This window comes from Bacillus sp. UNC438CL73TsuS30 (assembly GCF_000482325.1).
Lineage (GTDB): Bacteria > Bacillota > Bacilli > Bacillales > Cytobacillaceae > Neobacillus.
Window position 1 is genome coordinate 1203819 of sequence record NZ_KI535295.1, and the last position, 11555, is coordinate 1215373.

Annotated in this window: 8 protein-coding genes; 6 read left to right on the forward strand and 2 right to left on the reverse strand. The window is 38.1% G+C overall.

What is annotated here, in order from left to right:
• Positions 1-106 precede the first annotated feature (106 nt).
• Genes M028_RS0119755 through M028_RS30480 form a run of 4 tightly spaced genes read left to right on the forward strand, consistent with a single transcriptional unit; the run spans position 107 to position 6677 of the window.
• The gene (locus M028_RS0119755) at positions 107-2830 is read left to right on the forward strand and encodes a response regulator (RefSeq protein ID WP_026575417.1); all 2724 of its coding nucleotides are present in this window, start codon (positions 107-109) and stop codon (positions 2828-2830) included.
• Positions 2831-2849: 19 nt separating this feature from the next.
• Positions 2850-3692, forward strand: a complete 843-nt coding sequence (locus M028_RS0119760; RefSeq protein ID WP_026575418.1) for a CheR family methyltransferase — start codon at positions 2850-2852, stop codon at positions 3690-3692.
• On the forward strand, positions 3634-5679 hold the full coding sequence (locus M028_RS0119765) for a PAS domain S-box protein (protein WP_051591109.1): 2046 nt from the start codon (positions 3634-3636) through the stop codon (positions 5677-5679). The genes M028_RS0119760 and M028_RS0119765 overlap by 59 nt, the downstream gene beginning before the upstream one ends.
• Before the next feature lie 41 nt (positions 5680-5720).
• Complete coding sequence (locus M028_RS30480; protein ID WP_051591110.1) at positions 5721-6677, forward strand: sugar ABC transporter substrate-binding protein; 957 nt, start codon at positions 5721-5723, stop codon at positions 6675-6677.
• Between the two features lie 90 nt (positions 6678-6767).
• On the opposite strand, the gene M028_RS0119775 is transcribed toward M028_RS30480, so the two are convergent.
• Together M028_RS0119775 and M028_RS0119780 are read right to left on the reverse strand one after the other, a co-directional pair.
• A complete protein-coding gene (locus M028_RS0119775; protein ID WP_026575420.1) occupies positions 6768-7343 on the reverse strand; it encodes an MFS transporter in 576 nt (191 codons plus the stop codon).
• On the reverse strand, positions 7340-8779 hold the full coding sequence (locus M028_RS0119780) for an FAD-binding oxidoreductase (protein ID WP_026575421.1): 1440 nt from the start codon (positions 8777-8779) through the stop codon (positions 7340-7342). The genes M028_RS0119775 and M028_RS0119780 overlap by 4 nt, the downstream gene beginning before the upstream one ends.
• A gap of 271 nt (positions 8780-9050) precedes the next feature.
• Between M028_RS0119780 and M028_RS0119785 the strand changes: the two genes are divergently transcribed.
• Together M028_RS0119785 and bioB are read left to right on the forward strand one after the other, a co-directional pair.
• A complete protein-coding gene (locus M028_RS0119785) occupies positions 9051-10286 on the forward strand; it encodes a multidrug effflux MFS transporter (protein ID WP_026575422.1) in 1236 nt (411 codons plus the stop codon).
• A 254-nt stretch (positions 10287-10540) separates the two neighbouring features.
• Positions 10541-11521, forward strand: coding sequence for a biotin synthase BioB (bioB, locus tag M028_RS0119790; protein WP_026575423.1), 981 nt, complete (start codon positions 10541-10543; stop codon positions 11519-11521).
• The last annotated feature ends 34 nt before the right edge of the window (positions 11522-11555 follow it).

The following is an 11555-nucleotide window of genomic DNA, read 5'->3' on the forward strand; positions in this document are numbered from 1 at the left end:
TAATAATGCAGTATGATAGATAAAGTTAAAGGCAATGATTTTTTTTTACTGCTAATATTCAGTTTTTTTAGAAACTTTAAAATTCAAAAAAGGAATCTGGGATATTATGAAATTTAAAACAAAGCTTTATACGGGCACTGGGTCTTTACTGCTGTTATTTTTTATCATTGCGTTGGTTTTAATGAACATGCTCGAACAAACAACCGTGAATTTAAACCTTGTAGTGAATGATTTAAATGAAAGAATCGAAATGGCTTCCGATATTAAATTTGAAACAACTAGGATTGGTTTAGAGCTTAGTTCTGCATTAACCGATCATCATCAGGAAATGAATACAGCCGCAAAGAATGATTGGGAAGATTCACAAACCACTTTAACCACAGCGCTGGATGCACTTAAAAAAAGGGACACCGAACAGAAAGCGCAAGAGCTGATGGAAAAGTTAAAAACATTGCATGATACCTACAATAATATGGGGCAGCAAGCATTGATTGAAAAAAAATTAAATAAAGATATTGAAATTCCAGATTCTTTTTGGAAGGATTCAGAACTGCTTCGGCAAAGAATGATGCAAATTGCCGATCTTCTTTACCGTTTGCAATCACAAAAGTTGAAGGATGAACTGATCGGGTCTAAAGATACATATAATTGGGCCGTCACCGTGATTTACAGCTACCTTGCTATTGCCTTGGTGATTGGTATTGGTTTTACGTTTTGGATTATTAGAAGCATTACTAAAAACTTGAACAAAATCACCGATGTCATGAAAAGGGCAACTACAAGCAGCTTTGACTCTTTACCACGAATTGATCTTTCTGCTAAGGGTGAGTTAGGGGAAATTGCCGTTGCTTTTAATAAAATGGCAAATGAACTGGAAAAGCATAGTAAGCTTGAGAAACAATTTTTACTAGAAGCAGAAGAGCAAAGTTGGTTAAATACAAAAATTGCCGAAATCGCGACGATTTACCCCGAAATTGAAAATGTGGCGATGTTAGCAGAGCTTTTAATAACGAAGCTTGTTCCAATGGTCGAGGCGAGTTTTGGGGTTTTTTATATAAAAGAAGTGGAAGAAGATCAATATTATTTAAAAAAGATTTCAAGTTATGCCTCCTTAGATAAGAATAAAGATTATATGCGTTTTCGTTTTGGAGAAGGGCTGGTCGGACAATGTGCACTTGAAAAGCGCCCGATTCTGTTAAGTCATGTCCCGGACAATTATATAAGAGTGGGTTCTGGAACAGGAGAGGCTGCACCGAAAAATATTATTATATTGCCGGTCCAGTTTGAAAATCATGTACTAGCAGTTATTGAAATTGCTTCCTTCACTTCCTTTAGTCCGTTGCAGGTAAAACTGCTCGAAGCAGTCAATAATAATATTGGCATCAAGATTAATAGTATTGTGAACCATATGAAGGTTGAAAAACTTTTGCAGGAATCGCAGGCACTTACCGAGGAACTTCAAGCCCAATCAGAGGAACTGCAGTTACAGCAAGAAGAGTTACGGACAACAAATGAAAAACTCGAAGAGCAATATGAAGCATCTGAACAAAAAAATGTTGAAATCGAAAAGGTTCGGGAGGAGCTTGAAGAGAAAGCGCAGCAACTAGAGCTTAGCTCTCAATATAAATCTGAGTTTCTAGCAAATATGTCACATGAGTTAAGAACACCATTGAATAGTTTGCTCATTTTAGCGCAAATCCTCTCTGAAAATGGGCAGGGAAATCTTACTGCTAAACAACAAGAGTATATTCGGACCATCTACTCGTCTGGAAACGATTTACTTCATTTAATTAATGATATTTTGGATTTAGCAAAGGTAGAGTCAGGTAAATTAGATATTAATCTAAAAGAGATTGAATTGCAGGAATTAGAGAAATTTATTCATCGCCAATTTTCTCCAGTCGCGATTCAAACAAATGTTGCCTTCACAACAGAAGTTGAAGAAGGGTTATCGGAGACGTTTTTGACAGATGAGCAGCGTTTGCAGCAAATCTTGAAGAATTTACTTTCTAATGCCTTTAAATTCACAGAGATTGGCAGTGTAACCTTACGAGTACAGAAGGTAATAAAAAATGTCAGTGGTCCGCTAACCAATGGAAAAACAAACAGGAAAGCGATGCTCGCTTTCTCTGTCATCGATACGGGAATCGGCATTGAGGAAGACAAACAAGTCTCGATATTTGATGCCTTTATTCAAGAAGACGGAACAACAAGTCGTCAATATGGTGGTACCGGCTTAGGACTATCGATTAGCCGAGAGATGGCTCATTTATTAGGCGGATTTATTGAGGTATCAAGTAAAAAAGGAAAAGGGAGCACTTTTACGTTATTTTTACCATACAGCCAAAAACCAGTGGTTGAACATACGGCCATGGATGAAGCAGCCGTAACGCTTTATGAGAATGAAACATTTGAAACTGCAGAGATTCAACCAAAATGGTGTGAGAATTCAATCTTGAATAATAAGAAAATTCTTATAGTGGATGATGATATACGCAATGTTTATGCCCTTACCATTGCCCTTGAGGAGAATGGGATGGAAGTAATTGTAGCAGAAAACGGTCGGGAAGGAATTGAGGTACTCAAGAATATCCCGGATACTGATCTGATTTTAATGGACATTATGATGCCGGAGATGGACGGGTTTGAGGCAATGCGGAGAATTCGGCAAACCTCAGAATTTAAAACCTTACCAATCATTGCCCTTACAGCAAAAGCGATGAAGCGGAGCAGAGAGGAATGTTTAGAGGCGGGAGCTACGGATTATATTAGTAAGCCTATTAACTTAGACCAACTTTTCTCGTTAATGCAGGTTTGGCTGTATCAATAGAAGGGATTGAAATAATACAATGAAAAATCCTCCAATTCTGCAATCAGAAGAGATTGAAAAGATTGAAATTGAATTACTCCTTGAGGCTGTTTATCGCTATTATGGGTACGATTTTAGAAACTATGCTTCACCTTTTGTCCAAAGGAGAATTAGCCAACGTGTAAAAAAGGAGAACCTATCAAGTGTTTCGGCTCTTCAGGAAAAAGTCCTTCGTGACTCAGAGATGATGTTGAGCTTGTTTTTGGACTTTTCCATTAATGTAACGGAGATGTTTCGCGATCCCACATTTTTTAAGTCTTTTCGAACAAACATTATCCCGATGATAAAGGATTATCCGGAAATACGAATTTGGCATGTTGGCTGCTCTTCCGGAGAAGAAGTTTATTCGATGGCGATTCTCTTGCATGAAGAAGGCATTTATGAAAAATCGAAAATTTACGCGACGGATTTAAACCATCTGATTCTCGAAAAAGCAAAACAGGGAACTTTTCCATTAGATGTAATGAAACTATATACGAAAAACTATTTGGAAGCGGGTGGAAAGAGGGCATTTTCGGAATATTATAAGGCCACGGGCGATAAGGTTTTTTTTCATGCCTTTCTTAGAAAAAATGTATTTTTTGCCCAGCATAATCTGGTAACCGATCAATCCTTTAATGAGTTTGATATTATTATTTGCCGGAATGTACTCATCTATTTTAATAAAACGCTACAAAATGAGGTTCATAAATTAATATATAACAGCCTAAGCCATTCAGGCTTTCTCGGGCTGGGAAAAAGAGAGGGGATAAAGTTTACGAGTTATGAAAACTGTTACGAAGAATTCGACGGATCAGAAAGACTATTCCGAAAAAATAAGTAGTTTCCCAACAAATAAAGTGAACATTTTAATGGTAGACGATCATCCGGAAAATCTTTTAGCGTTGGAAGCTGTACTGAATTCTCCCAATTATAATTTGGTAAGTGCTAACTCGGGAAAAGAAGCGTTAATTTGTATGCTAAAGCAGGATTTCGCGGTTATATTATTAGACGTACAAATGCCAGGACTAAACGGTTTTGAAACGGCTAAGCTGATTAAAGCAAGAGAAAAAACGAGACATATTCCCATTATATTTATAACGGCCATTAGTCAAGAAAAGGAACATGTTCATCAAGGTTATGCCGCAGGGGCAATTGATTATGTTTTTAAACCATTTCATCCTGATACATTAAAACGGAAAATCGAACAATTTGTAAAAATTCATCAAAAACATGAAGAAAATATTCTTCAAACGAATCGCGAGCGGACAAATGAGCTGAAAGAAATCAATCGAAAATTGGATCGAACCACGTTAAATCTACGCCGAACTGAGGCACTGTCGAAAGTAATTGGAGAAACCATAATCGATACGATTGTTACCTTTGATGAACAAGGTTCTGTTTTATCCGTGAATCCTGCTATAAAAAAAATGTTTGGTTATACAGCTGAAGATATCATAGGGAAAAACGTTGCTGTCCTATTTCATAAATCTGATGACGATAATGTCCGGTTATCTTTTTTAACCACTATAAAACAATCAGTTGGAAGAGTAATCGAATCGGTAGGCATTAAGAAAGACCGGCGCCACTTTCATGCGGATATTCTCATTGGTGAAACATCCGTTGAAAATCACCAGATTTTTGTATGTACGGTCCGTGATGTAACAGAAAGAAAGCAGATTGAGGAAGTTAAAAGATTGAAGTTCAATAATCTCGAATATATTGTCGAAAAACGAACAGAGGAACTAATCAAGGCAAACGAAAAGCTTCAATCCGAAATTGAGGAACGGAAAAAAATTGCTGACCATTTATTCCATTCACAAGAAAGATTTCGAAAAATCTTTGCTGCTAGTCCATGTTTAATGGCGATTTTCTCCAAAAGAGATTTAACGATTATTGAGGTAAATACCAGTTGGTTAAGTTATACAGGTTATTCCCTTGAAGAGCTTAAACAACAAAAAATAAATTTGAACAATTTTATTGAGGAAGCAACGGGGAACCCCATTCAGATTGATTATAAGATTCGCAATAAGAAAATAAATTATCGGACGAAAACCGGCGATCTACGCGATGGATTATTATCAACTGAAATGATAGATGTGTACCCTGAGCCATGTATTTTAATTGTATTGAACGATATTTCTGAGAGGGTACTACTCGAAAAAGAGATGTCCCGATTAGATCGGTTAAATTTAATTGGGGAGATGGCTGCCGGGATTGCCCATGAAATTCGGAATCCGATGACGACGGTCCAAGGATTTTTACAAATATCAAGAAATAACAAAGACCCCTTAGCACCGGATATTATCGATATCATGTTAGAAGAATTAACGAGGGCCAATTCCATCATCACGGAATTTCTTAACCTAGCGAAAAATAAGGTGAGTGTAAAGAAAAAACAAAGTTTGAATGCGATTTTAAAAGCTATTTTTCCACTAATTCAAGCGGAAGCAATGCGTTCTAGTAAACAGGTAAAACTGGATTTACATGATTGTCCAGATATATTCCTTGATCAGAAAGAAATTCGCCAGCTGATCTTAAATATTTCATTAAATGGATTTGATGCGATGTCGTCAAATGGGCAGCTAACAATAAAAACCTATACCGATCAACAGGCCGTTTTTTTGGAAATAAAGGATCAAGGTCATGGAATCAACCCGGAAGTTTTGCAAAAATTAGGTACACCTTTCTTTACTACAAAGGAAAAGGGAACTGGCCTGGGTTTAGCCATCTGTTATAGTGTGGCCAAACGCCACCATGCTGAAATTGATATTAAAACCGGGAATCAAGGAACTACGTTCTCGATTCGTTTTCAATTAAATTCCTTTTAAACTACCCATAGTTTTTAAAACAGAAAAGAGGGAAGGATTTTGTGTTTAAAAAAGGAAAAGTAGTTATTCTGATTATCGTTATAATTTCGGTTATCCTAATTGGACTATTCTATAAATCATATAATAAACCGAAAGTGGTTGTAGTGTTAAAAAGTTTAGACACACAATATTTTGAAATTGTGAAATCAGGTGTCGAACAAGGATTTAAAGACTTTGGAATTAATGGGGAAGTAGTCGGACCGGATAAGGAATCAGTTGAAGAACAGGCCCGGATATTAAAGAAAGTTTATCAAGAAAAACCTGATGTTTTAATTGTCTCTCCAATTAGTTCTGCTGTTATTCCGATATTGGATAGGTTTACGAAAAAAAGGCATATTCCTGTTCTTTTGATGGATCAAAATAATCCATGGCCGAATAAAACGGCGTATGTTGGTTCTGATAACGTAGATTTAGGCAAGAAGGCAGGCTCATTATTGAGCTCTGAGCTGCATCCCGGCAATAAAGTAGCGATTATAGCTGGAAATCTATCAGTCCCAGTTTTTAAAGATAGGATAACGGGGGCTAAAATTGCCTTGAAAAATTCAGGGATGATTGTGGCAGCGGAAAAAGCGGGCGTTCCAGATGATTTAAAGATGGTTAGAAAAGAAGTGAATCAGATTTTGATAGAAAATCCTAATCTTCAAGGATTCATTGCTACACATGATAATCTTGCTTATCGGATTATAAAGGTACTTAAGGAAGAGGACCGGGTAGTGCCGGTTATTGGAGCAGATGGAATTCCTAATATGGTGAAATATGTTGAGGATGGAACCATATCGGCAACAGTTGCTCAAAACCCCTTTGATATGGGACATTTAGGGGTTGAAACAGCCCTAAAAGTCATAAAAGGGGAACATGTCAAGAACATCGTTGACACGGGTGTCGATATCATCATTCAAGAAAATGCGCAGGAAAGACTAGACTTCTATAAAAAAATGGTTCGATTTGGTATCAATTAATTCACAGAAGCTTTTACGGAATAAATCCCCCAGCCATTTCAATGGTTAGGGGATTTTTTATATAGGTCTGGTTTTAAGGAAGCTCCAGATTTATACTTGAGGGAATGATTTCTCCACATGATCCTGCAAGGGGATCGTTGGTCTTTTCCAAACGATGATTCCGGCAATCATATAAAGAATCGAAGTCATATAGAATAAGCTGCCAATGGTTAAAAAATCAATCAGATAACCTGTAATAATGATCCCTGCGGCTGCCCAGATTGATGTCCATAAATGGTAATGACCGATTTTCTTGCCAACCTGTTCTGAAGTAACTTGTCGTGAAATGGCAGTTTTTTCGGTTGTTTTTTGAATGGCACCCAATACCCCCATAACAACTTGAATGGTATAAACCTGCCAGATTTCTGAAAGAATGGGGACAAGCAGCATCGCCAATGCCATTCCCCATGCATACAAGATTAATAGATTTTTATCCCCCCATCGATCCGTTAAATGTCCGATCAATGGATGAAAGAGTGCAGAGGTAAGGGCAAATAATCCGTATGCCCAACCGAATTGAGAATAGCTATCGCCAAGGTTGCGCAACAGCAATAAATAAAATGGAAAGGCAATACTACTTGCTGTAAGCATAATGCTTTGTGCTCGAATCAGTTGTTGATAGGTCATTGTCCATACTCCTTATAAAAGAAATTCATAAAGACGTCATCCGGATCATAAAGTCGTTTCTTTTGAAAAAATTCCTTACTACGCGGATAAGCATTCTCCAACTCTTGTTGACTCGGATAGGAATAGTAAGGCAAGTAATAGCTTCCTCGATGCTTTAATGTCACCTTAATCAGTTTGCGCAAAACCTTTTCCGTTTGTGCCATCCCGTCAGCACTCTTTTTTTGATTAATGAGCCATACTAGTGCAAACATATCTTCCTTTGCATAGGACATAACGGATTGTTGATCCTTTCCTACATAGCGAACCGTAATATTAATTACATTGAGTTCCTCTTTCGTCAACACTTTGCGGATGTCATCGATATAAGGGGCAAATTCATCAACGGGAACAAAATATTCTTGTAAAATTTCCGTTCGGCTCGGATTCTCATACTCCATAAAATCAGTTGCGGCTCGCATCACATTATTTCTTGTTTCATAACTACCGGATTGTTTTAATAAAAGGTTTTTCTGAACTGTCCAAAAAATATTTTTCCCCCCATCACTGTAACGAGCTAAATCAAGGAAAAACTTTGGCAGTGCGACAATTTGATCACGATTTTTTAATTTTTGAAATTCACCTATTTGATTTTGATTGGATGCTAAATGGTAATTGGTAGCGTACATTTCTGTAAAAAAATGATTCGGTGCAACCGAGATTCTAGCGATGTGCATCCGTACATTTGGATTGCTTTGAACATGCTGCCGGAAGTAATTTGAATATTCCCGGTAATTCATTTGAACCGTTTCATTTTGATATAATTCATTTTCTGTTAACTGGAGCGTTACATCTAAAATGATACCGAACAAACCATATCCGCCAATCACGAGAGAAAATAGCTTCGGATGCTCTGTTCGACTTACTTGAATAATTGAACCATCAGCCTGCAAAAGGCGAAATGACTCAATCGTATCGATTAAGGATCCGTAACGAATATCCCGGCCGTGGACATTAACACTCATCGAACCTCCAATCGTGAAAATGTTTTGAGATTGAGTTACTTCAAGGGCTAGCCCATCAGGATTAATTTTCTTTTGGATATCCGCCCAAGTCGCCCCGCTTTGAACTGTGATTCGTTTCGCTTTTGGATCATATTGCAAGATTTTATTATATTGTTTCATATCGATCATGATGGCTCCAGGATAATACGTTTGACCGCCTTGGCTATGCTGCATACCGGCAATCGATATTTTTTCTCCGTGTTTGTGGGCTTGTTTTACCCACTGTTGCAATTGCTCCTTTGTTTCACCATGTTTGATTTCTTTCACCTTTGTAGGCAATAAACCTGCAACATCTAGAACAACTGGGTGTGCGAGTTGAAATTGATATCGATGGAATGAAACATACCAGGTAATGCCATAGATTAGTAGGAAAAAGAGGAGTATAGGCTTTTTCATTGGCATCTCCTTTCTTTAAAAATTGTCTTCTTAATTTTAGATATTACATGATTAAATAAATATTTAGTAGTAGAGGAGATATAACTAATGGAAAATATTTTCGTAGGGGATATAGAGGTTTAAAAGAAAACTTTCAGCCATTAAAGTCGGATTTTTTATTATCAATATTCTAAAAAAACTGCTAATATTAAAAAGACTTTTTGTTTAGGAAGGCGTAATAATAGGTAGGAAAACCTTATATAACTGAAAATGCGGAAGGATGATCTAAAATATGGATGATTCATTGAATAAACAGGAGGGGATTTCACGGTCTAAAAGGGTATGGATGGCGATTGTGCTCGGTTCGCTCGCCGCATTTGGCCCATTATCGATTGATATGTATTTACCTGCCCTACCGGACATCGCAAAGGATTTTCAATCAAATGCATCGCTAGTTCAGCTTAGCTTAAGCTTTTTTGTGATTGGTCTAGCAGCCGGTCAGCTGCTCGCAGGACCAATAAGTGACATAACTGGACGGCGAAAACCTCTTTTATTTGGATTAATCATGTATTTTATCGCGTCTCTACTATGTGTATTTAGCCCATCTATTTGGGGATTAATTATCTTACGGCTTATACAAGGCTTGGCGGGTTCTGCAGGAATTGTGATTTCAAGGGCGATTGTCCGTGATTTATACACTGGCAGCGAATTAACAAAGTTTTTTGCGCTCCTTGCGTTGGTAAACGGCCTCGCTCCGATTCTTGCTCCAGTGGTGGGGGCGCAATTTCTAAAATTCGTTCCATGGCAGGGAGTATTTATTGTTTTAAGTGGAATTGGTATTGTGATGTTTTTTGTTGTTCTTTTTGGATTGCCGGAAACTCTTCAGGAGGAAAAGCGCTCCTCCGGTGGTGTGAAAAACACGTATCACACCTTTGTTAAACTTATTTTAGATCGGCGCTTTATGGGTTATGCATTAGCACAGGGATTGGTTTTTGCTGCTATGTTTGCCTATATTTCGGGGTCTCCGTTTGTGGTACAAAATATTTATGGCGCTTCACCGCAAATGTTCAGTCTTATTTTCGCCATTAATGCGGTGGGAATCATGATTAATAGTCAGACGGCGGGGAGATTGGCAGGAAGAATTCATGAATCAAAACTGCTTGCATTTGGTCTGTGTACATCTTCAATAGGGGGGATTGTTCTCCTTCTTCTATTACTGGCACACGCAAAATTAATATTCATTTTGATTCCTTTATTTTTTGTTGTGTCGAGTGTGGGGATGGTAAGTACAGCAGGATTTTCACTTGCAATGCAATCGCAGGGAAACAATGCAGGAAGTGCATCTGCGTTGCTTGGGGTCATTTCATTAGCCTTCGGTGGAATCGTTGCCCCCTTAGTTGGAATTGGAGGAGGACATACAGCCATTCCAATGGGCATCGTCATCGTCTGTGCCGGTTGTGGGGCAGTGCTCGTTTATTTTTTACTCGTAAAAAGAAACCAGGAAAAAACCAATCACCTGTCCATGTAATGCGTGGAACACTTTGTGAAACAAGGAAATTCGGGTGGTGCCTGTCACCAATTTCAACCCCCTGACTGAGTTGGTCAGGGTTTTTTGTGTGTTCAAAGATTGTGTACCAACCATTCTGAGATAAAAACTTCCTTAATTAAACCTCTTAAATGGTGTTGAGTGCCTATTGACAAAATAGATGGAGAATTTTAACATTATATATGTTAACCTATTATTAAATTAAGTTAACATATATAAGCGGAGGAGGAAAGAAAATGAGTAAATGGTTGGAGCTTGCAAATGGGGTAATAGGGGGTAGGGCGGTCACGAATGAGGAGGCTCTATCAATCTTGGAATGTTCTGATGATGATGTTTTATTGCTGATGCACGCGGCATTTCAAATTAGAAAGCGGTACTTTGGGAAAAAGGTAAAACTAAATATGATTATCAATACGAAATCAGGATTATGCCCGGAAAACTGTGGGTACTGCTCGCAATCTTCTATATCCACGGCACCGATCAATTCTTATAGAATGGTAGATAAAGATACGATTCTTGAGGGAGCAAAGCGTGCCTATGATTTAAACGTAGGAACATACTGTATTGTGGCAAGCGGCCGGGGACCGTCCAATAAGGATCTAGATCATGTGGTAGAAGCCGTTAAGGAAATTAAAGATACATACGGGTTAAAAGTTTGTGCCTGCCTGGGGCTTTTGAAACCGAATCAAGCACAGCGTCTAAAGGAAGCTGGGGTTGACCGTTATAATCATAATATCAATACATCTGCTAGGAATCATACAAACATAACGACTTCACATACATATGATGATCGAGTTAATACAGTGGAGCTGGTAAAAGAATCGGGGATGTCACCATGCTCGGGTGTCATTGTCGGGATGAAAGAAACGAAGCAGGACGTTGTTGATATGGCGAATAGCCTGAAGGCACTTGATGCGGATTCTGTTCCTGTTAATTTTTTACATGCGATTGATGGTACACCTCTACAAGGAGTAAATGAGTTAACACCGCTTTATTGTTTAAAAGTACTGGCGTTATTTCGTTTTATTAATCCAACGAAAGAGATTCGAATCTCGGGGGGACGAGAGGTCAATCTAAGGTCTTTGCAGCCGTTAGGGCTATATGCGGCGAACTCGATCTTTGTTGGTGATTATTTAACGACAGCCGGGCAAGAAGAGAATGAGGATTATAAAATGTTACAGGATTTAGGATTTGAGATTGAGACGGTGGAAAAGTAAAGATAGAATAAAGGGATTGTTCGCTGTACGGGAA